The organism is Streptomyces luteogriseus (genome assembly GCF_014205055.1).
GTDB lineage: Bacteria > Actinomycetota > Actinomycetes > Streptomycetales > Streptomycetaceae > Streptomyces > Streptomyces luteogriseus.
On sequence record NZ_JACHMS010000001.1, the window covers coordinates 6,229,352 to 6,248,984 of the forward strand.

Consider the following 19,633-nt stretch of genomic DNA (forward strand, 5'->3'; position numbering starts at 1 on the left):
TGCCTGGGCTACGAGCCCTCCGCCGAGGTCATGCCCTGGATCCTGCCCAGGATCGTCACCTTGCCCTGGCCCTTGGGGTCCAGTGCCACCTCGTTGGAGACGAACTCCATCGTGAGGGACTGCTTGATCTCGCCCTTCGTCAGGGCGAGGACATCCTTGTTCGGGGCGGGGACGGACGTGCCCGCGTAGGCGGTCTGCTTCTCGTAGTGGCGCGTGGTGAAGAACACCAGCGCCCCGCCGTCGGTCGTGCGCAGCCCCAGCGGTGCGTAGTCGCCGTTCGTCAGCGGCTCGTCGATGTACTGGGTGACCATGCCCGGCTTCTTGCCGTTCTTCTCGCGCTGGGCACGCCACTGGCTGGTGTGGGCGCCGTCCGTGAAGGCCGCGCCGCCGCTCTTCAGATACGTCGCGTACGCGCCGCTCAGGTCGCCGGGGTCGGTGGCCAGGCCGGCCGACGTGACCGGGACGGACTCGGCCCAGCCGTCGGCGTCCTTCTTGAACTGCGGGACCTTGCCCGGGGCGACGAGCGTCAGGTACGCCACCTGGAACGGGTCGTCCAGGCTGCTGCGGGTGAACACCAGGAGCCAGCGGGCGGTGCCGCCCTTGTTGCCGGCGGCGTCGACGACGAACCAGCGGGGCCAGCCGGCCTTCTTGGGGATGGTGAACTTCGCGTCCGTCAGCGTCAGGGGGGTGTGGTTCGGGTTGCCGTCCGGGTTGTTCGCCTTCCCGGCCTTGAGGCGGGCCGAGTCGATGTCGGCGAGGGCGCCGGTGGTGTGGTCGGCGTCCAGGGTGCCGTCGTAGGCCTTGTCGGCCTCGTTGTACGCGGCCGTGAACTCCTGGAGGGCCTTGGCGGCTTCGGCGCGGGTCGTGGACGGGAGGATCTCCCGTTCGCCGTGCACGACGACGCATCCACTGGCCGTCAGCGACAAAGCGGTCGCCGAGGCTGCTATGAGGGCGCTCCGGGCGGGCCTGCGGAGCGTTCGAGGGTCGCGATCCCTGCTCATCGGGTACCTTCACCTTCCCCTTTCCGGAGGCGAACCCTACCGGGTGCCTCCGGCGGTTGGGCGGGGGGTGGGGTGGGTGGTCGTCCGCTTCGACTGGCGCTGGGTGGGGGTGCGCGCCTTCGCCTTGCGCCGGGTGGTGGGTCGGGGCCGCGCCGGGGGGTGTCCGTCCTCGGAACGGCGCGATGGACCTCCATACCGACTGACTGGCGTTGACGCGCCAACCGCTGCGGGCGGACACCCCCCGACACGGCCCCTTGAGTACGACGGCGGATGCGGGCCCGTCGTGGCTTCCGCTTCCGCTGCGGGCACGCGTCCCGCCAGGGGTGGCGCCCGTCCCCAGGAGAGCGGCACCCCGCTCCGCCGGGCTGCGGGCCTACCCGGCCTCGGCTTCAGGGGCGGTGCTGTGTCACACCTTGTCGCGTACCGGGGTTGGCGTCGTGGTGCGGGTCGGTGCCAGGAAGAGGGCCAGGGTCGGGATCAAGTACAGGAGCCAGACCGCTACTTGGAGCGTGGTGGGGTCGGGCTGGAAGTTGAAGATGCCCTTGAGGAGGGTGCCGTACCAGCTGTCCGGAGGGATCGTGCCGGAGATGTCGAAGGCCTTGTCGGTGAGGCCGGGCAGGAAGTCGGCCTCCTGGAGGTCGTGGAAGCCGTAGGCGAGGACACCGGCCGCCACGACCACCAGCATGCCGCCGGTCCATGTGAAGAACTTCGCGAGGTTGATGCGCAGCGCGCCGCGGTAGAACAGCCAGCCCAGGAGGACCGCCGTGAGGAGGCCCAGGGCGACGCCGAGCAGGGGGCGGGGCGTGCCGTCGCTCGCCGCGTGGACCGACGCCCAGACGAACAGGGCCGTTTCCAGGCCCTCCCGGCCCACCGCGAGGAAGGCCGTGGCGACCAGCGCACCCGTGCCCATCGCGAGGGCGGCGTCGAGCCGGCCGTGCAGTTCCGACTTGAGGTGCCGGGCCGTGCGGCGCATCCAGAACACCATCCACGTCACCAGGCCGACCGCGAGGATGGAGAGGGACCCGCCCAGGGCCTCCTGGGCCTGGAACGTCAGCTCCTGGGAGCCGAATTCGAGGGCGCAGCCGAAGCCGAACGCGAGGGCGATCGCGACGGCTATGCCCGCCCAGATCGGCTTCAGGGCGTCCCTGCGGTCCGTCTTGACCAGATAGGCGATGAGGATGCAGACGACCAGGCTCGCCTCCAGGCCCTCGCGCAGACCGATCAGGTAGTTGGAGAACACGGGCTCAGGCCTCCTTCGAGAACAGCGTCCGGCCCCACCAGTCGTCCTTGTCGCGGACGCCCGGCGGGACGGCGAAGAGGGCCGAACCCACGTGCTGGATGTACTCGTTGAGCGCGTCCGTGGCCAGGCTGCGCTGGATCGGGATGAAGCCCTTGCGGACGTCCCGCTGGTAGGCCAGGAAGAACAGGCCCGCGTCCAGGCGGCCTAGGCCGTCCGTGCCGTCGGTGAAGGAGTAGCCGCGGCGCAGGATCGTCGCCCCGTGATTGGTGTCGGGGTGCGCGAGCCGGACGTGCGCGTCGGGCTTCATCGCCTTCAGGAACGGCTCGTCGCGCTCCTTGGCCTTGCCGACCGGGGCGCCCTCGCCCTTGTCGCGGCCGAAGATGTCCTCCTGCTCCTGCAGCGAGGTGCGGTCCCAGGTCTCGATGTGCATGCGGATGCGGCGGGCCACGAGGTAGCTGCCGCCCGCCATCCAGGCCGGTTCGTCCTTCTCGTCCACCCAGACGAACTTCTTCAGGCGGTCCGTCTCCGTGCCCGCGATGTTGCGGGTGCCGTCCTTGAAGCCCATCAGGTTGCGCGGTGTCTGTGCCTCGGGCGTGGTGGAGGAGGTCTTGCCGAAGCCGAGCTGCGACCACTTGATGACGACCTTGCCGAAGCCGATGCGGGCCAGGTTGCGGACGGCGTGGACCGCGACCTGGGGGTCGTCGGCGCAGGCCTGGATGCACAGGTCACCGCCGCTGCGGTTCTTGTCCAGGTTGTCGCCCGCGAACTTCGGCAGGTCGACCAGGGCCTCCGGGCGGCGGTCCGCGAGGTCGAACTTCTCGAACAGGGACGGGCCGAAGCCGATCGTGAGGGTCAGGCGGGAGGGCTTCAGACCGAGGGCCTCGCCGGTGTCGTCCGGGGGCGCCTCGGCCAGGCCGCCGAACGCGCCCTCGCCGACGGCATGTCCGGCCGTCATGCGCCGGGCGGCCGCCGTCCAGTCCTTCAGCAGCTGGACGAAGGCCTCACGGTCGTCGGTCGTCACGTCGAACGCGGCGAAGTGCAGGCGGTCCTGCACCGGGGTGGCGATGCCCGCCTGGTGCGGGCCGTGGAAGGCGATCGCCGAGCCGGCCGGTTCGGTGTCGTCCTCGGTGCGGGCCATCGCCACCGCGCCGCCTGCCGCGGCCGCGCCGAGCGCCAGGCCCGCGCCGCCCCAGCCGAGCAGGGAACGGCGGCTGGGGGAGGGGGAGTTGGTGTCCGTCATGGCTACTTCACCACGGCCGCGGCGAGCTTCGACAGCGGCTCCGCCAGAGCGTTGACCGCGTCCGAGAGCTCCTTGCGGTCGGCCTTGCCGACCTTGTCGTAGGAGGTGAAGTCGTACGACGTCGGGTTCGGGCGGTACTGGTCGAGCAGCTTGTCCAGGGCCGCGAACTGCTCGTCGAGTTCGGTGACGAGGGCCGCGTCGTTCTCCTTGGCGACCGGCTTCAGCAGGTCGTAGGACTTCCGCGCGCCCTCCACGTTGGCCTTGAAGTCGACCAGGTCGGTGTGCGAGTAGCGCTCCTCCTCGCCGGTGACCTTGCCGGTGGCGACCTCGTCGAGGAGTTCCTTGGCGCCGTTGGCCATGGAAGTGGGGGTGATCTCGGCCTTGCCGACCCGGTTCTGCCAGTCCTTCAGGTCCTTGATCAGCAGGTCGGCGAGGTCCTTCTCGCGGTCGCCGATCTTCTTGTCCTGCCAGAGGGCCTTCTCCAGACGGTGCCAGCCCGTCCAGTCGGTGGCCGGGTCCTGGCCGTCCTCCAGGCCGTCCTCACGGACGTCGACCTTGGGGTCGATGTCGCCGAAGGACTCGGCGACCGGCTCGGTGCGCTCCCAGCCGATGCGGGAGGGGGCGTAGGCCTTCTTCGCCGCCTCGAGGTCGCCGTCCTTGACGGCCTCGGCGAACGCCTCGGCCTTCGGCAGCGTCTCGTCGGCCTGCGCCTGCGCGTAGGCGCGGTAGGCGGCGACGGCCTTGTCCAGGCGCGGGTCGCGCTGGACGGCCTTGCCGCCGGTGGCCTTGACGGCCTGGCGGATGCCGTCGCCCTTCATGCCGGGCTTGCAGGCGATCTGGTAGTCGCCGGCCTTCACCTCGGCGGTGACCCGCTGCTTGGTGCCGGGACCTATGTTCTCCCGCTCGGTGACCACACGGTCGTCGGGGAAGAGGACGTAGACCTCGGTGACCTTGGAGCCCTTGTTCTCCACGGCCAGCTCGATGTGCCCGGCCGGGAACTCCTTCTTCGACACCTGGCACTTGTCGTCCGTCGCCGTCACGTTGATCACGTGGTCGCCGTCCTTGGCGTCGCTCTTCTCGGTGCAGCCGGTGACGGCGGCCAGGGCCGCCGCTGCGGCGATGACGACGGAAGCGGGACGAGCGGGTCGCATGGAGGCTCCAGGATAGAGGAAGGTGAGGCTCACCTAACGGCAGCATATAAGGATGGCCTAAGTGGCTCAAAATCGCCGTCACGATTGAGTCAAGGGACGGTCAAGGGTCTCCTCGCGCCCCCTGCCTCACCGGCGCACGCCCTTGACCGGCGAGAATGCCCCTCGTGACTGATTACGACGTGCTCCGCGTCTTCTGCGGACCGAACGGTGGGTACGGCAACGAGCTCGGCGTCGTGCGTGAAGGGTCCGTGCTGCCGGAGCGGGAGGAGCGGCAGGCGTTCGCCGCGAAGGTCGGATTCAGCGAGACCGTGTTCGTCGACGACCCCGAGCGCGGAGTGATCGACATCTACACGCCCACGCTGCGGCTGCCCTTCGCCGGGCACCCCTGCGTCGGGACGGCGTGGCTGCTCGACGTGCCCGAGCTGGTCACACCCGCGGGAGTGGTCGGAGCCCGGCAGGACGGCGAGTTCTGCTGGATCGAGGCGCGGGCGGAGTGGGTGCCGCCGCGGACGCTGCGCCGGTACGGCAGCGCCGCCGAGGTCGACGACCTGACCGTGCCGCCGCCGGGGGAGTGGGTGTACGCCTGGGCGTGGGAGGACGAGCCCGCCGGGCGGATCCGGGCCCGGGCCTTCCCCGGCCGGGGTGACGGCATCGACGAGGACGAGGCGACCGGTGCCGCGGCCCTGCTGCTCACCGACCGGCTGGGCCGGGCCCTCAACATCACCCAGGGCGCGGGCTCCCAGATCCTCACCGCGCCCCAGCCGGGCGGATGGACCGAGGTCGGCGGCCGGGTCCACCTCGAGCGCTGACCCGGGTGGAGCGCGTCCGTACGGGTGGAACAGCGTGTGTGGGCGGCGGCGAACGGGGACCTCTGGGCGTGACCAAGCACCACCGCGAGAGGAATCTCATGCGCATTCGATCCGCTCTGGCCGTCGTCGCCCTGACCGCCGCCCTGTCCGCCACCGGTGCGGCGGCGGCCTCCGCCAACGATGACGGTCAGGAGTACCGCAACGACCACCACGTGGCGTGCAGCCCGTACTTCGGTGAGCTCGAGGCCGAGACCGCCGAGATCGAGTGGGGCGGGGCCGTCTGCCACAACGGTCCGTTCGACATCTGAGCAGGACGGGCGCGGCTCTTCGCCGAGCCGGCACCGGGGCCCCCTCGCCGCGCGCGAGGGGGCCCCGCCCGTTCACGCCGTCAGGGGGAACTCCTCGCCCAGCGCCTCGAACATCGCGTTGTTCAGCCCGTACGCCCGCTTGCACTCGGCCACGATCCGCTGCCGCTCCAGCTCGCCTCCGGGCACCGCGTCCAGCAGCTCGCAGTAGGTCCGCTTGAAGGCGGCCGGGTTGTCGATCTCCTCGAAGACGTAGAAGCGGACTCCGTCGCCCTTCTTCGGAAAACCCCATGTCTTCTCGGCCGTGTCGCGGATGATCTGCCCGCCGGAGAGGTCGCCCAGGTAGCGGGTGTAGTGGTGGGCGATGTAACCGGCCGGCCAGGTGCGGGCACACGCCGTGATCCGTTCCGCGTACTCCAGGGTGGCCGGCAGCGCGCTGACCGCCGTCCGCCAGCCGGGGCCGCGCAGGTGCTCCAGGTCCCGTTCCAGCGCCGTCAGGCGGAACAGCTCGGGACGGACGAAGGGGCCGGCCACCGGGTCCGCGACCAGCTGCCGGGCGCCGGACTCCAGCGCGCCGTACACGAACCACAGCTGCTCCGTGTAGCGCGCGAACGCCTCGACCCCCAGCCTGTGCCCCAGCAGGTCGCCGATGAAGGTCGAGCCCCTGGCCTCCTCGTGCTGCTCACGGGAAGCGGTCCGAAGGAGCGTCGAGAAGGATTCCATGCGCACACTTTTCCCGACGGGCTGTCGGTAAAACCTCCGTGCCGGAACGACGCGGCCCGCCCTCGGTGGGAGAGCGGGCCGTGCGGGGGTGTGCGGGGGGTGGGGTTACGGCAGCGTGAGGATCTCCGCGCCCGAGTCCGTCACCACCAGCGTGTGCTCGAACTGGGCCGTCCGCTTCCGGTCCTTCGTGACGACCGTCCAGCCGTCGTCCCACATGTCGTACTCGTGCGTCCCGAGCGTCAGCATCGGCTCGATCGTGAACGTCATGCCGGGCTGGATCACCGTCGTCGCGTGCGGGCTGTCGTAGTGCGGGATGATCAGGCCCGAGTGGAACGACGAGTTGATGCCGTGCCCGGTGAAGTCCCGGACCACTCCGTAGCCGAAGCGCTTGGCGTAGGACTCGATGACCCGGCCGATGATGTTGATCTGCCGGCCCGGCTTGACCGCCTTGATCGCCCGCTCCAGGGACTCCCGGGTCCGCTCCACCAGCAGCCGCGACTCCTCGTCGACGTCACCCACCAGGTAGGTGGCGTTGTTGTCGCCGTGCACGCCGCCGATGTACGCCGTCACGTCGAGGTTGACGATGTCGCCGTCGCGCAGCACCGTCGAGTCCGGGATGCCGTGGCAGATGACCTCGTTGACGCTCGTGCACAGCGACTTCGGGAAGCCGCGGTAGCCCAGCGTCGAGGGGTAGGCGCCGTGGTCGCACATGTACTCGTGCGCGACCCTGTCCAGCTCGTCCGTGGTCACCCCGGGGGAGATCAGCTTCGCGGCCTCCGCCATCGCCCGGGCCGCGATCCGGCCGGCCACGCGCATCGCCTCGACGGTCTCGGGCGTCTGCACCTCCGGTCCGGTGTACGGCGTCGGCGCGGGCTTGCCGACGTACTCGGGGCGACGGATGTTTCCGGGCACGGAACGGGTGGGGGACAGCTCCCCTGGGACGAGCAGCGACTGGCCAGACATGCCAGCGAGTCTAACCAGCGGCGATGGGGGAACATGTCGATGGCGAGAGGAGCTGGTCATGGCCCTGTTCAAGAAGCGCACGGTCGGCAAGCCGGGTGAGTGGTACTACTGCCTGGAGCACCAGAAGGTCGAGGAGGGGCCGGACTGCCCCGGCAAGGACCGGTTCGGGCCGTACGCCTCCCGCACGGAGGCCGAACACGCGATGGCGACCGCCCGCGAGCGCAACCTCCAGTGGGAGAACGACCCCAAGTGGCACGACGCCCCGGCGGGCAGCCGGGACGACGAGAGCTGATCCGGCCGACGCCCGGGGCCGCCGCCCCGGGCGTTCGTGATGTCCGGGGTGACTCGAGGCCGGCGGCGGGACGCCCGGACGTCACCAGCGGGCCGGCGGCGGTGCCGTCAGGTGCTCCGCCAGCCGCGCCACCCGGTCCCGCAGGCGGCGCCGCCCCCGCGGGGCCGGCAGGGCGTTCTCCCCGGCCGCCGCGCTGACCAGGTGCTGCACCGTGTCGAGGTCCAGTTCCGAGCCGTCCGGGACGGCCAGGGCCTCGTGCGCCAGGGACGGGAGCTCCCCCTGGCAGGGGCCGAGGGCCAGGACCGTCGCTCCGGCGCGACGGGCGTCGGACACCCGTTCCAGGAGTGGTGCGGCGGGCGTCTCGGGCGCGACCACCAGCAGCGTCTCGCCCCGCCGGGCCGCCTCCAGCCGTCCCAGACCGACCGCCAGGTGCGCCGGATCCGAGGGGCGCGCGTCGTGCCGCACCAGTGTCGGGGCCAGCTCCGGCGTGCCCGACCAGGCCGCCTCGTCCACCAGGTGCGCGGCGAGGTGCCACGGCTCGTACTCCGGGGTGCCGACGAGCAGCAGTCCGCCCCCGTGCGACACCACCGAGCCGCGCAGCGCCCCGGCGAACCGGCGGGTGGCTCCCAGCCACTCCGTCCCGGCGAGCACTTCCCGCAACAGCGCCACCCGTACCGCGTCCATGGGAACGCATCCTGCCCCGACCGGTCACCCGTGACGTGGAGTTCACCCCGTATTCGCCCGCGCTGGGTAGGCCGACCGGTCATCCGTACCGCCGTCGAACGGCCGGAGCAGCCCGCCGATGACCGAGACCAGCGTCCCCTTCCGCGCCGGGCAGGAGGGGTACGCCGGTTTCCCTGGCGGATCGGCTGCGTCGACGACGACACCGAGGGCCACATCAACGCCGACGAGACCACTCCGCCGAACTCCCCGACAGCCGCGTCTGCTTCAACACCCGATACGACTCGCCCTCGCCCGGCACCCGGGCCGACGCCTTCTCGGCCGACGGCGGACGGGCCCTGGTGAAGTCCTTCCGCCCGCAGGCCGGACGCACCGCCCCGTCTGCGAGGCCGCCGTCCTCCAGCTCCGCGACTCCGGCCTGCTCCTGTACGCCGGCCCCGCCGACCCGGACTTCCGCGCCCTGATGACGATCCGCGCCTCCACTGACGGCGGCACCACCTGGCGCCCGGCGCACACGGTGGACGGACTGCCCGCCGCGTACTCGGATCTCGTACGGACGACCCGGACACCGTGGGCCTGCTGTACGAGACCTGAGCCGTCCGGGCCGGCGGCGCGGTCGTAGAGTCGGGGCCATGACCTCTACCGACAGTGCTGCCACCGACAACGCCCAGAAGGCGCCCGCCAAGGACCCCTGGGACCTGCCCGACGTCTCCGGACTCGTGGTCGGGGTGCTCGGCGGAACCGGGCCGCAGGGCAAGGGCCTGGCCTACCGGCTCGCCAAGGCCGGCCAGAAGGTGATCATCGGCTCGCGGGCCGCCGACCGCGCCCGGGCGACCGCCGAGGAACTCGGCCACGGCGTCGAGGGCGCCGACAACGCCGAGACCGCGCGCCGCAGCGACATCGTGATCGTCGCCGTGCCGTGGGACGGACACGGCAAGACCCTCGAATCCCTGCGCGAGGAACTGGCCGGCAAGCTCGTCGTCGACTGCGTCAACCCGCTCGGCTTCGACAAGAAGGGCGCCTACGCCCTCAAGCCGGAGGAGGGCAGCGCCGCCGAGCAGGCCGCCGCCCTGCTGCCGGACTCCCGGGTCACCGCCGCCTTCCACCACCTGTCGGCCGTGCTGCTCCAGGACCCGGAGATCGACGAGATCGACACCGATGTGATGGTGCTCGGAGAGGTCCGCGCGGACGTGGAGACCGTCCAGGCCCTGGCCGGGCGCATCCCGGGCATGCGCGGCATCTTCGCCGGGCGGCTGCGCAACGCCCACCAGGTGGAGTCGCTGGTGGCGAACCTGATCTCCGTGAACCGCCGCTACAAGGCGCACGCCGGGCTCCGCGTCACCGACGTGTGAGCCGGTGAGCTCCATGGGGGACACTGGACGGCACCAGCCATACCAGCTGTGCCAGAAGTGTCCCCCGACAGGAGCCGACCGTCATGCCCCGCCTCGCCCTCTACGCCCTGATCGTCTGCGTCCTCTCCGTGGCCGCCGCCGTCGTCTCCTTCACGCGGGGCAGCTTCCTGGGGATCGTGTGGGTGCTGCTGGCGGGCCTGTCGTCCAACATGTGCTGGTACTACGTCAAGCGCGCCAGGCAGCAGAAGTCCGTCACCGGCTGACCCGTCACGGGGCCGCCGAGCAGAACTCGTTCGAGCCCTGCCAGAAGCGGTACAGCTCCTGACCGCAGTACGTCTCGAAGTCGCTGATGTTGAGGGACTTCAGGATCGTGTCGATCACGTCGAAGAAGACGCCGTTCACCGCCGGCAGCCACAGCAGCGCGAACACGAACAGCAGGCCGAACGGCGCGAACGGCTCCACCTGGCGCCGGATGCCGTACGACAGCCACGGCTCGATCACGCCGTAGCCGTCCAGGCCCGGCACCGGCAGGAAGTTCAGCAGCGCGGCCGTCACCTGGAGCAGCGCGAGGAACGCCAGCGCGAACCGGAAGTCGTTCGGCACGCCGTCCAGCGCGTCCAGCCAGAACGGGGCGGTGCACACGAGGGCGAACAGCACGTTCGTCAGCGGACCGGCGGCCGAGATCAGGCTGTGCTTCCAGCGCCCCTGGATCCGGTTCCGCTCGATGAACACGGCACCGCCGGGCAGTCCGATGCCACCCATGATCACGAAGATCACCGGGAGCACGATGCTGAGCAGGGCGTGCGTGTACTTCAGTGGGTTGAGGGTCAGATAGCCCTTCGCGCCGATGGAGATGTCGCCGCTGTGCAGGGCGGTGCGCGCGTGCGCGTACTCGTGCAGGCACAGCGAGACGATCCACGCCGCCGTCACGAACAGGAACACGGCGACACCGGGCTGCTCGGCGAACCCGGTCCAGGTCGCCCATCCCGTGACCGCCGTCACGGCGACGATCCCGACGAACACGGGACTGATCCGTCGCTCGCTGTGGCGGGTGGTGGCGGTGGTCATGGTGAGGCTCCCCGGGACGTGCGGCCGAGGTGAACTCCGACCGTGTACTGCGCTGGCAAGGGCCCTGTGAGTGTCCCAGAACGGAGGGGCGCGGAGGAGGGCGGGTGCTGCCGGCCGTGAGTGCTTTCCCTCTCGGCCTCTGCGCCTGCGACCGCTGCCCTGTTCGGTCCAGCGGGCGCGGACCTGCCCATGCGAAGCCTCACCCTCAGCCTCGGTCTCGGGCGGAGGCTTCCGCGACCACGAGCTCCCTCGCTGCGAAGGGCATCGGTTGCGGGCTGGGCGCCGCGTACGGATCGTGGTGGCTGCCCCGCACCGCCAGTCCGTACTGTGCGAGTTCACGAGCGAGATCGTTCGACGGATCGACACGGAAGCGGAACCCGGTCAAGCGGCGCTCAGTGCCGCCCCGCGAGTCCACGAACTCGGCGTACATGTCCGTGAACTGCCGTCCCTCCGCGGGCAGTCGCCGCGCGCCGAGGAGAACGAATCCGCGGCGCTCACCAAGTGACACCGGCAGCGTGAGCACTTGCTCGGTCGCGGGTTCGCCGGGCAAGGCGGGAGTGTGCTCGAGCAGGAGTCAGGTCGAGCACGGTTTCGGCGGAGCCACGCGGTGCCTCGTCCGACGGCTGGAAGCTTCCGAGTCCGAGCCGCTCCGTGACGCGTCATCGATCACCGGCACGTCAAGCGGCTCTTTCGTTGATCTTCTTCGCCTTGGCCACCCGCTGGTCGATGTTCTTCCGCACGTCGGCCATGGTGTCCCGGTACTCTTCCACGATCTTTTCCTGGTAGCGCTCGACGAGGTGGCCGGTGACTCCCAGATAGTTCACCTTCTGCTGGCAGGAGGCGTCCGAACGAGCGATCTTCCGCTCTTGCTCGGACAGGGTTCCAGAGGCCGTCGGGGCTGTTTCCGAGGCCGCGGTTCGCGCGTCTGAAGGCGTGTCGTACGGGTGACCTGACTTCCGCATGCACGAGGCCCAGGAAGAAACCATGGCCCGATAGCGAGGGTCGCCCTCCACCTTTTCCGCGGCCCGGGACTTGAGGTTCAGTACCAGGTTCATGATCTCGGTCGAGGAAGTGACCTCTTGATCGCCGTTGATGCGAGGCCGCGTCGTGTGCGCCATGAGCCGGGCATCGGACTCCCCGATGCAGCCGGTCCGACTCACCGGATGGCCCTGGTAACTGCGCAGAGCCTGTTTCCGCGGTGTGTTCGCCCATCCGTTCATCACCGCGTCGACCGTCCTGCGTTCGCTCGCCGTCAACGCACGAGGCTTGCTGTTCCCGTCCGTTGCGGACGGCGTCGACACCATCGTGCTGGGCGCCCGGTATCCGTACCTGACCGCGTCGCGCTCGGAGAGATGGAGGGGCACGGGATTTCGGATCATATCGGTGACCGGGTCGGTCAACTCGGTCTGCCGCGGGAGCCCGTAGCGCTTCATGCACTGCCCCGCCAGCCTTGACCGGGCCTTCACGATGATGGAGTCCTCTTGCGCGGTCTGGAAGTACCGGTTGAGCGGCGCGTGCACCTCACTGAGCGAGGAGATCCTCGCAATCTCCCGATGAGATTCCGGTTCCTGTGGCTTTTCAGGAGCTGAGCATCCATAGATGGCGGCGCAAGAAAAGAAGCCGACCGTGGCCATTCCGATGCGTACGAGTTTTCTCACCTGCTCGGTTCCTCTCCTTGCTCGCTCCGGGAACAGGGGCCCGCCCGCTGTGCCGGCGCGGGCCCCTGCGTAGCGCGTCGTCCGTTACGAGACGGCGGACGTGAGGTCGGAGCACGACTTCAGGTTGTTGTGCTTGTCGACCGTGCAGGCGCGGTAACGGAGGGGCAGGTTCTCGCTCAGGTCGTACTTGACCGGCACACCGGTGCCGCCGCCCTTCTTGTTGGGAGCGAAGTTCGGGCACGGCGGGTTCAGGCCGCCGCACGGCGTCATCACAGCCCAGACCGCGGCGGTGGAGTAGCCGTCCTTCTTCCAGTCGCCGACCCAGAACGTGTCACCGTTCGCCTGGAACCAGGCGGAAGCGGAGCCGTTGGGGTTCTCCACCTTGGGACCGTCCTGGCTGGCGGACGCGGTACCGGCACCGATGATGAGCGTGGCTGCGGCCGCAGCGCCGGCGAATGCGAAACTGGCCTTGCGGAGGATGGTACGCATTTCATTCTCCTTGTTGTTTTGTACCGATGAGGTACACGGAAGGTCCTGGTGGTGATTTCTGCGCATGCAGCCGCCTAGTTTCCTGCTGCCCGCATGCGGCAGGTCGCTGCGCACGGAAAAGAGCATGCGGCAGGTCGCTGCGCACAGGAAAAGAGCAGTCAGTTCGGGCAGGACTGAACGCCGCGGCCACGTGTGAGCAATGGGCCGGATTTGGGCGTGATGAGCCTGCGGAGCGCAGAAAGAATCGGACGCTTCGTTGAATGCGATGATTGCTCAGATGATGACGCGCTGGCGTCATGGCGGGTCACTGCACGAGTGGTCAGCTCGTGTGACCGCACCCTTCCCCGTTTCCCCCTTGAATTTACGGATCGGTGCTGACGGGATCAATTATGCGCGACTTTGATGCGCTGATCAATGCCAATTAGCTCAGATGAAGCTCAGATTTCAGTGAGGATCAAAATCGGTCATTCTGCTGGAAGTGTGACCGATGGGACGTGCCGGAGGGCGTCGATGGATGCAAAAGGGAACAGCCCGTCGGCTGGGGGAAGGCCGACGGGCTGTTCGTGGTACCGCTGTGGCTCTCTAGTGGACGGAGTTCTCCTCCTGCGGGAACGTTCCGCCGACGACCTCGTCGGCGAACGCCTTCACCGCGCTCCCCATGACCTCACGCAGGTTGGCGTACTGCTTCACGAACTTCGGCACGCGCCCGCCGGTCAGGCCCAGCATGTCGGTCCACACCAGTACCTGCGCGTCGGTCTCGGGGCCGGCCCCGATCCCGACGGTCGGGATGTGCAGCACCCGCGTCACCTCGGCGGCGAGCTCCGCGGGGACCAGTTCCAGCACCACCGCGAACGCGCCCGCGTCCTGCACGGCCTTCGCGTCCCGCAGCAGTTGCTGGGCCGCCTCCTCGCCCCGGCCCTGCACGCGGTAGCCCATCGCGTTGACCGACTGGGGGGTCAGGCCGATGTGCGCCATGACCGGGATGCCGGACTCGACGAGCAGCCGGATCTGTTCGTGCGACCGCTCGCCCCCCTCCAGCTTCACCGCCTGCACGCCGGCCTCCTTCACCAGCCGGGTCGCCGAGCGCAGCGCCTGCACCGGACCCTCCTGGTAGGAGCCGAAGGGCAGGTCGCCGACGATCAGGGCACGGGAGGTGCCCCGTACCACCGCCGCCGACAGCATCGTCATCTCGTCGAGGGTGACGGGCACGGTCGTCTCGTACCCGAGGTGGCAGTTGCCCGCCGAGTCGCCGACGAGCATCACCGGGATGCCGGCCTCGTCGAAGACGGACGCGGTCATCGCGTCGTACGCGGTGAGCATCGGCCACTTCTCGCCACGCTCCTTGGCGGCGGCGATGTCCCGCACGGTGATACGGCGGGTGCCCTTGCCCCCGTACAGCGCCCTGCCGCCGTCGGAGGGCTTCGTCTGAGCAGTCTGGGCAGCCGGAAGCTGCGTCATTGCACGGCTCCTAACACGTCATCTCGAGGCGCCCTGACGGCGTCCCCGGACCACGTCCATGGTGGCACCTCGTGTCATCGAGGGCTAGGGGAGCCCCTGTGAGTTCCGCCCCGCGGGGACGCGTTCGCGCGTTTCGCCCCGGGGCCGGAGGCGGAAGCCGCGTAAGATCCTGGTAAGAGAATTCCAATACGAGACGGTCTCGTATCGAAAGGGTTCTAGGCTCGGACACATGACTCCTCCTGCCGACCCGGCCGCCCCCACCGGCCCGCGCGTACCGGAAGCGGTGCACCGGCGCCGCTGGGCGATCCTCGGCGTGCTGATGCTCAGCCTGCTGATCGTCGTGCTCGACAACTCGATCCTGAACGTCGCCATCAAGACGATCTCCACCCCGGCCCCCACCGGCCTCGGCGCCACCCAGAGCGAGCTGGAATGGGCGATCAACGCCTACACCCTCGTCTTCGCCGGCCTGCTGTTCACCGCCGGGCTGCTCGGCGACCGGCTGGGCCGCAAGAAGGTGCTGATCGGCGGTCTCGCCGTGTTCGGCCTCGGCTCCGCGCTCGCCGCGTTCTCCGGCTCACCGGGCGAGCTGATCACCTTCCGGGCCGTGATGGGCCTGGGCGCCGCGTTCGTCATGCCCGCCACCCTCGCCGTCCTCATGAACGTCTTCGAGCGTGAGGAGCAGGCCAAGGCCATCGGCATCTGGGCGGGCGGCGTCGGCCTCGCCGTCGCCATCGGCCCGATCACCGGCGGTGTCCTGCTCGACCACTTCTGGTGGGGCTCGGTCTTCCTCGTCAACGTGCCGATCGTTGTGCTCGGGCTCGTGCTGATGCTCTGGCTGGTGCCCGACTCGCGCGATCCGCACCCGGGCCGGATCGATCCCGTCGGCGTCGTGCTGTCCGTCGTCGGCCTGGTGCTGCTCGTCTACGGCATCATCAAGGGCGGCCAGCTCGCCGACTTCACCGACGTGACGGTGCTGGCGACCATCGGCGCCGGACTCGCCGTGCTCGTCGCCTTCGTCGTGTTCGAGAAGCGCAGCGACCACCCGTCGATAGACGTCACGTACTTCAAGGACAAGGTCTTCTCGGCCGCCATCGCCGCCATCGCGCTGGTCTTCTTCGCGCTGATGGGCGTGACGTTCTTCGCCGTCTTCTACACGCAGAGCGTGCGCGGCTACTCGCCGCTGCAGACCGGTCTGCTGATGCTGCCGCTGGCCGCCGCCCAGCTGATCTTCGCGCCGCGGGCCCGGCTGGTGGTCGACCGCTTCGGCAACCGGGTCACGACCACGGCCGGCATGGTCGTCATCGCCGCCATGCTGGCCGCCTTCGCCACCCTGGACGCGGACACGCCCATCTGGATCCTGGAAGTGATCTTCTTCCTGATGGGCGCCGGCATGGCGCACATCATGACGCCGGTCAGCGTCGTCATCATGCAGGCCCTGCCCCGCGAGAAGGCCGGCTCCGCCTCCGCGCTCAGCAACACCTTCCGGCAGGTCGGTGGCGCCCTCGGCATCGCCGTGCTCGGCTCGGTGCTGTCCACGGCGTACCGCACGGGCATCGAGGACAAGCTCGGCGTCCTGCCCCCGGCCCTGCGGCACACCGCCGGGGAGTCCATCGAGGCCACGCTCGGCGTCGCGGACAAGCTCGGCCCGCGGGGCGAGTCCCTCATCACCCCGGCCTACGACGCGTTCCTGCACGCGATGCACACCACCGCCCTGTGGGGTGCGGGCATCGCCCTGATCGGCGCGGTCGTCGTGGCGCTGTTCCTGCCGGGCAGGCCGTCGGCACCCCGGCAGGAGGAGGGAGAGAAGGAGTTGTCGCGCACGGAGGCGTAGGCCCGCGGGAGAATTGACCATCCGCGCAGCCGGAGAAGGTCCCCACCCCGTCAGGAAGGACGCAGCGACGTGAGCCTCGCCGAACGGCACCCCCCGCACGGCGGACCCGTGAGGGGCCGCCCCAGAAGCGAGGCCGTCGAGCGCGCCATCATCGAGGGCGTGATGAGGCTCCTGGAGGAGGGCGTGCCCCTCGCGGAGCTGTCCATCGAGCGCATCGCCCGCACCGCCGGCGTCGGCAAGGCCACCATCTACCGCCGCTGGAGCGGCAAGGAGGAGCTCTTCGTCGACGTCGTGCGCGCCGCGGAGCCTCCGGACCCGCCGCTGCCCGGCACCTCCATGCGTGACGACCTCGTGGTCCTGCTGGAGCAGGTGCGCCGGCGCGGCCTGGCCAACCGCTCCTCGGCGATCCTGCACAGCGTGCAGGCCCAGATGAAGAGCAGTCCGAAGCTCTGGGCGGCCTACCACGCCACCGTCGTCGCCCCGCGCCGCCGGCTCGGCCTGGAGGTCCTGCGCCGCGGCCGGGAGAACGGCGAACTGCGCACGGACCTCGACCTCGAACTGCTGAACGACCTGTTCGTCGGCCCGGTCCTCGTACGCGCCGTGCTGCGCCCCGACGCCGACCTCCCCGACGACCTCGCCGAGCAGGTCGTCGACACCCTGCTCGAAGGGCTGCGGCCCGGCGGCTCACCGTCCGTCAGATCGGGCCCGGGCCACTCCTAGTGCCACCGCTCCTCAACGGGCAAGCGCTGCCTGCCCACGGCGCCAGTGTGCGCGTTTCGTCACAGAGGGCGCTTTCGGCGGGCCTGACCGGAACTCCCCGCGGGGACTCGAACGTCATCGCCCCCGTACGGCCGTCGGAGGACGGCGGGAACGGAACAGATCATCCCCTAGGGTCGTAAGGACACGGGGGCGATGGTGTGCACGGCAGGCAGTGAGGCGACGGTATGGCCCAGCAGGCGTACATGACGGAGACGGACAACGGCGGCTCGGGGCCCGAGCACCGGGGAACCCGGCTTCGGCGCCTGTTCGAACGGCTGGCGGGCCCCTGGCGGGGCGACCCCCGGATCTGGCGGCGCGGACTGCTCGTCACCGCCTGCGCGGTGCTGCTGGCCCTGGTCATGGTGCTGCACTCGCGCATCCCCAACACGATCGGCAACCTGGGCAGCCTCATCGAGACGTTCCTGCCCTGGCTGGGGCTCCTCGTCCCGGTGCTGCTCGTCCTCGCCCTGGTCCGCAGGTCCGCGACCGCGCTGATCGCGCTGGTGCTGCCGTCCGTGGTCTGGCTGAACCTCTTCGGCGGCCAGCTCAGCGACAAGTCCGCGACCGGCGGCGACCTCACGGTGGTCACGCACAACGTCAACGCCGACAACCCCGACCCGACCGGCACCGCCCGTGACGTGGCCGCCTCCGGCGCGGACGTGCTGGCCCTGGAGGAACTGACGCCGGCCGCGGTCCCCACGTACGAGAAGGCGCTGGCGTCGACGTACCGCTACCACTCGGTGCAGGGCACGGTCGGCGTGTGGAGCAAGTACCCGCTGAGCGGCGTGCGGGACGTGAACCTCGACATGGGCTGGACGCGCGCCATGCGCGCCACCGTGACAGCCCCGTCCGGGCAGTTGGCGGTCTACGTCGCCCATCTGCCGTCCGTGCGCGTGAAGATGGAGGCCGGCTTCACGGCCCGCCAGCGCGACCGCAGCGCCGACTACCTGGGCGAGGCCATCGCCCACGAGCCGCTGAAGGACGTCGTCCTGCTCGGCGACCTCAACGGCACGATGAACGACCGCGCGCTCAACGCCGTCACCTCCCAGATGCGCTCGACGCAGGGCGCGGCCGGCAGCGGTTTCGGCTTCAGCTGGCCCGCGTCGTTCCCGATGGCGCGCATCGACCAGATCATGGTCCGGGGCCTGAAGCCGGAGAGCTCGTGGACTCTCCCGGAGACGGGAAGCGACCATCTGCCGGTCGCGGCCCGTGTGAGGGTCACCACAAGCGGCTCCTGAAACCCGCTGGTCAGGGCACTGCCGACAGAAATCCGCAGCCGAGGCGTCACCTCGTGGAATAGCGCGCCTGCGAGACTTTGTTCCGTACTTGAACATACGCGTACGGATCTCCAAGCAAGTCTCGAAAGGCTCATTCATGCCCCTGGCCCTGCTCGCCCTCGCCGTGGGCGCCTTCGGCATCGGTACGACCGAGTTCGTGATGATGGGGCTGCTGCCCGATGTCGCGGACGACCTGAACATCTCGATACCCAGCGCCGGCCACCTCGTGTCGGCGTACGCGCTGGGCGTCGTCATCGGCGCCCCGCTGCTGGCCGCGGTCACCGCCAGGATGTCCCGGCGCACGGTCCTGATCGGCCTGATGGGACTGTTCGTCGTGGGCAACGCCCTGTCGGCCCTCGCGCCCGACAACGGCTGGCTGCTGGCCGCCCGCTTCCTGAGCGGTCTGCCGCACGGCGCCTTCTTCGGCGTGGGCGCCGTCGTCGCGACGAACATGGTCGCCCCCGAACGCAAGGCGCGCTCGGTCTCGCTGATGTTCCTCGGCCTCACGGTCGCGAACGTCCTGGGCGTGCCGGTCGCCACCCTCATGGGGCAGAACCTCGGCTGGAGGGCGACCTTCCTCGGCGTCAGCGCCATCGGCCTGGCGGCGATCGCCGCGCTCGCGTTCCTCATCCCGCGCGACCACGAGCACACCACCGCCCAGGGCCTGCGCGGAGAACTCGCCGCGCTGCGCTCCCTCCCGGTCTGGCTGTCGCTCGGCACCACCGTCGCGGGCTTCGGCGCGCTCTTCGCGGCCTACAGCTACATCACGCCGATGCTCACGGACGCCGCCGGCTTCGCCGGCGCCAGCGTCACCCTGCTGCTGGCGCTGTTCGGGGTCGGCGCGACCGCCGGCAACCTGCTGGGCGGCCGGCTGGCCGACCACTCGCTGCGCGGCACGCTGTTCGGCGGCCTGACCGCGCTGGTGGCGGTGCTGGCACTGTTCCCGCTGCTGATGCGCACGGAGCTCACGGCCGCCGTGGCCGTGATCCTGCTCGGCATGGCGGCCTTCGCCACCGGCTCCCCGCTCCAGCTGATGGTCATGGAGAAGGCCTCCTCGGCCCCGTCCCTGGCCTCCTCCGCCAACCAGGCCGCCTTCAACCTGGCCAACGCGGGCGGTGCCTGGATCGGCGGCCTCGCGCTGGCCGCGGGCTTCGGCGTCACCTCCCCGGCCCTGGCCGGTGTGGGCCTGGCCGTCCTCGGCCTGGCCGTGGCGTCGCTGGCCTACGCGGTGGACCGGCGCCGGGCTCCGGTCGCCGGACGCGAGCGGATCGTGGCGAGCCACGTCCCGCAGGAGGCGGAAGCCGTGCACCACTGACGGTTTCCGGTGGGCGGCGGC

At 70.1% G+C, this 19,633-nt stretch carries 21 protein-coding genes and 1 pseudogene; 10 read left to right on the forward strand and 12 right to left on the reverse strand.

The annotated features are described in order from the left end of the window. Positions 1-8: 8 nt before the first annotated feature. The 4 genes from BJ965_RS27700 to efeO form a co-directional block, all read right to left on the reverse strand. Positions 9-1,001: a hypothetical protein gene (locus tag BJ965_RS27700; protein WP_184912079.1), complete on the reverse strand. Its 993-nt coding sequence runs from the start codon at positions 999-1,001 to the stop codon at positions 9-11. Between the two features lie 406 nt (positions 1,002-1,407). After that, positions 1,408-2,241: an iron uptake transporter permease EfeU gene (gene efeU, locus BJ965_RS27705; RefSeq protein WP_184912082.1), complete on the reverse strand. Its 834-nt coding sequence runs from the start codon at positions 2,239-2,241 to the stop codon at positions 1,408-1,410. 4 nt (positions 2,242-2,245) lie between these two features. Then, positions 2,246-3,481, reverse strand: coding sequence for an iron uptake transporter deferrochelatase/peroxidase subunit (gene efeB, locus BJ965_RS27710; RefSeq protein WP_184912084.1), 1,236 nt, complete (start codon positions 3,479-3,481; stop codon positions 2,246-2,248). Between the two features lie 2 nt (positions 3,482-3,483). Next, a complete protein-coding gene (efeO, locus tag BJ965_RS27715; protein WP_184912086.1) occupies positions 3,484-4,632 on the reverse strand; it encodes an iron uptake system protein EfeO in 1,149 nt (382 codons plus the stop codon). Positions 4,633-4,796: 164 nt separating this feature from the next. Between efeO and BJ965_RS27720 the strand changes: the two genes are divergently transcribed. Both BJ965_RS27720 and BJ965_RS27725 read left to right on the forward strand, forming a co-directional pair. Beyond that, on the forward strand, positions 4,797-5,441 hold the full coding sequence (locus tag BJ965_RS27720) for a PhzF family phenazine biosynthesis protein (RefSeq protein WP_184912088.1): 645 nt from the start codon (positions 4,797-4,799) through the stop codon (positions 5,439-5,441). Positions 5,442-5,539: 98 nt separating this feature from the next. Then, complete coding sequence (locus tag BJ965_RS27725; protein ID WP_184912089.1) at positions 5,540-5,749, forward strand: hypothetical protein; 210 nt, start codon at positions 5,540-5,542, stop codon at positions 5,747-5,749. A 72-nt stretch (positions 5,750-5,821) separates the two neighbouring features. Here BJ965_RS27725 and BJ965_RS27730 read toward each other — a convergent pair whose 3' ends face one another. Together BJ965_RS27730 and map are read right to left on the reverse strand one after the other, a co-directional pair. Then, entirely contained in the window at positions 5,822-6,469 is a 648-nt protein-coding gene (locus tag BJ965_RS27730) for a biliverdin-producing heme oxygenase (protein WP_184912092.1), read from the reverse strand. Positions 6,470-6,574: 105 nt separating this feature from the next. Continuing rightward, on the reverse strand, positions 6,575-7,432 hold the full coding sequence (map, locus tag BJ965_RS27735; protein WP_184912094.1) for a type I methionyl aminopeptidase: 858 nt from the start codon (positions 7,430-7,432) through the stop codon (positions 6,575-6,577). Positions 7,433-7,490: 58 nt separating this feature from the next. Here map and BJ965_RS27740 point away from each other — a divergent pair, with 58 nt between their 5' ends. Then, positions 7,491-7,724: a hypothetical protein gene (locus BJ965_RS27740; protein ID WP_184912097.1), complete on the forward strand. Its 234-nt coding sequence runs from the start codon at positions 7,491-7,493 to the stop codon at positions 7,722-7,724. A gap of 81 nt (positions 7,725-7,805) precedes the next feature. On the opposite strand, the gene BJ965_RS27745 is transcribed toward BJ965_RS27740, so the two are convergent. Continuing rightward, on the reverse strand, positions 7,806-8,408 hold the full coding sequence (locus BJ965_RS27745; RefSeq protein WP_184912099.1) for a hypothetical protein: 603 nt from the start codon (positions 8,406-8,408) through the stop codon (positions 7,806-7,808). Between the two features lie 198 nt (positions 8,409-8,606). On the opposite strand from BJ965_RS27745, the pseudogene BJ965_RS39565 reads away from it, so the two are divergent. The 3 genes and pseudogenes from BJ965_RS39565 to BJ965_RS27755 all read left to right on the forward strand — a co-directional run. After that, positions 8,607-8,999: pseudogene (locus tag BJ965_RS39565) on the forward strand (sialidase family protein); the annotation flags it as partial. Positions 9,000-9,037: 38 nt separating this feature from the next. Next, on the forward strand, positions 9,038-9,757 hold the full coding sequence (gene npdG, locus BJ965_RS27750; RefSeq protein ID WP_184912102.1) for an NADPH-dependent F420 reductase: 720 nt from the start codon (positions 9,038-9,040) through the stop codon (positions 9,755-9,757). 83 nt (positions 9,758-9,840) lie between these two features. Next, positions 9,841-10,020, forward strand: coding sequence for a hypothetical protein (locus BJ965_RS27755; protein WP_030837294.1), 180 nt, complete (start codon positions 9,841-9,843; stop codon positions 10,018-10,020). 4 nt (positions 10,021-10,024) lie between these two features. Here BJ965_RS27755 and BJ965_RS27760 read toward each other — a convergent pair whose 3' ends face one another. From BJ965_RS27760 to panB, 5 genes are all read right to left on the reverse strand, one after another. Next, complete coding sequence (locus tag BJ965_RS27760; protein ID WP_184912104.1) at positions 10,025-10,825, reverse strand: site-2 protease family protein; 801 nt, start codon at positions 10,823-10,825, stop codon at positions 10,025-10,027. 205 nt (positions 10,826-11,030) lie between these two features. After that, the gene (locus BJ965_RS27765) at positions 11,031-11,375 is read right to left on the reverse strand and encodes a hypothetical protein (protein ID WP_184912106.1); all 345 of its coding nucleotides are present in this window, start codon (positions 11,373-11,375) and stop codon (positions 11,031-11,033) included. 127 nt (positions 11,376-11,502) lie between these two features. Further along, positions 11,503-12,483, reverse strand: coding sequence for a hypothetical protein (locus BJ965_RS27770; RefSeq protein WP_184912108.1), 981 nt, complete (start codon positions 12,481-12,483; stop codon positions 11,503-11,505). A gap of 84 nt (positions 12,484-12,567) precedes the next feature. Further along, positions 12,568-12,972 (reverse strand): hypothetical protein, encoded by a 405-nt coding sequence (locus tag BJ965_RS27775; protein WP_184912111.1) that lies wholly within the window; start codon positions 12,970-12,972, stop codon positions 12,568-12,570. A 582-nt stretch (positions 12,973-13,554) separates the two neighbouring features. Then, positions 13,555-14,430 carry a 3-methyl-2-oxobutanoate hydroxymethyltransferase gene (panB, locus tag BJ965_RS27780; protein ID WP_184912113.1) on the reverse strand — a complete coding sequence of 292 codons (876 nt, stop codon included), beginning with the start codon at positions 14,428-14,430 and terminating at the stop codon, positions 13,555-13,557. Between the two features lie 229 nt (positions 14,431-14,659). Between panB and BJ965_RS27785 the strand changes: the two genes are divergently transcribed. The 4 genes from BJ965_RS27785 (at position 14,660) to BJ965_RS27800 (ending at position 19,612) form a co-directional block, all read left to right on the forward strand. Then, entirely contained in the window at positions 14,660-16,261 is a 1,602-nt protein-coding gene (locus tag BJ965_RS27785) for an MFS transporter (RefSeq protein WP_184912115.1), read from the forward strand. Between the two features lie 69 nt (positions 16,262-16,330). Next, a complete protein-coding gene (locus BJ965_RS27790) occupies positions 16,331-16,981 on the forward strand; it encodes a TetR/AcrR family transcriptional regulator (protein WP_184912117.1) in 651 nt (216 codons plus the stop codon). A gap of 224 nt (positions 16,982-17,205) precedes the next feature. Beyond that, positions 17,206-18,258, forward strand: a complete 1,053-nt coding sequence (locus tag BJ965_RS27795; protein WP_184912119.1) for an endonuclease/exonuclease/phosphatase family protein — start codon at positions 17,206-17,208, stop codon at positions 18,256-18,258. A 136-nt stretch (positions 18,259-18,394) separates the two neighbouring features. Further along, entirely contained in the window at positions 18,395-19,612 is a 1,218-nt protein-coding gene (locus BJ965_RS27800; protein WP_184912121.1) for an MFS transporter, read from the forward strand. Positions 19,613-19,633 lie beyond the last annotated feature (21 nt).

Coding starts and splice junctions, on each gene's coding strand:
- BJ965_RS27795 (WP_184912119.1), top strand. CDS start 17,206: ATGGCCCAGCAGGCGTACATGACGGAGACGGACAACGGCGGCTCGGGG.
- BJ965_RS27785 (WP_184912115.1), top strand. CDS start 14,660: ATGACTCCTCCTGCCGACCCGGCCGCCCCCACCGGCCCGCGCGTACCG.
- efeO (WP_184912086.1), bottom strand. CDS start 4,632: ATGCGACCCGCTCGTCCCGCTTCCGTCGTCATCGCCGCAGCGGCGGCC.
- BJ965_RS27700 (WP_184912079.1), bottom strand. CDS start 1,001: ATGAGCAGGGATCGCGACCCTCGAACGCTCCGCAGGCCCGCCCGGAGC.
- BJ965_RS27800 (WP_184912121.1), top strand. CDS start 18,395: ATGCCCCTGGCCCTGCTCGCCCTCGCCGTGGGCGCCTTCGGCATCGGT.
- panB (WP_184912113.1), bottom strand. CDS start 14,430: ATGACGCAGCTTCCGGCTGCCCAGACTGCTCAGACGAAGCCCTCCGAC.
- BJ965_RS27745 (WP_184912099.1), bottom strand. CDS start 8,408: ATGGACGCGGTACGGGTGGCGCTGTTGCGGGAAGTGCTCGCCGGGACG.
- BJ965_RS27755 (WP_030837294.1), top strand. CDS start 9,841: ATGCCCCGCCTCGCCCTCTACGCCCTGATCGTCTGCGTCCTCTCCGTG.
- BJ965_RS27740 (WP_184912097.1), top strand. CDS start 7,491: ATGGCCCTGTTCAAGAAGCGCACGGTCGGCAAGCCGGGTGAGTGGTAC.
- efeB (WP_184912084.1), bottom strand. CDS start 3,481: ATGACGGACACCAACTCCCCCTCCCCCAGCCGCCGTTCCCTGCTCGGC.
- BJ965_RS27730 (WP_184912092.1), bottom strand. CDS start 6,469: ATGGAATCCTTCTCGACGCTCCTTCGGACCGCTTCCCGTGAGCAGCAC.
- npdG (WP_184912102.1), top strand. CDS start 9,038: ATGACCTCTACCGACAGTGCTGCCACCGACAACGCCCAGAAGGCGCCC.
- BJ965_RS27725 (WP_184912089.1), top strand. CDS start 5,540: ATGCGCATTCGATCCGCTCTGGCCGTCGTCGCCCTGACCGCCGCCCTG.
- BJ965_RS27775 (WP_184912111.1), bottom strand. CDS start 12,972: ATGCGTACCATCCTCCGCAAGGCCAGTTTCGCATTCGCCGGCGCTGCG.
- map (WP_184912094.1), bottom strand. CDS start 7,432: ATGTCTGGCCAGTCGCTGCTCGTCCCAGGGGAGCTGTCCCCCACCCGT.
- BJ965_RS27760 (WP_184912104.1), bottom strand. CDS start 10,825: ATGACCACCGCCACCACCCGCCACAGCGAGCGACGGATCAGTCCCGTG.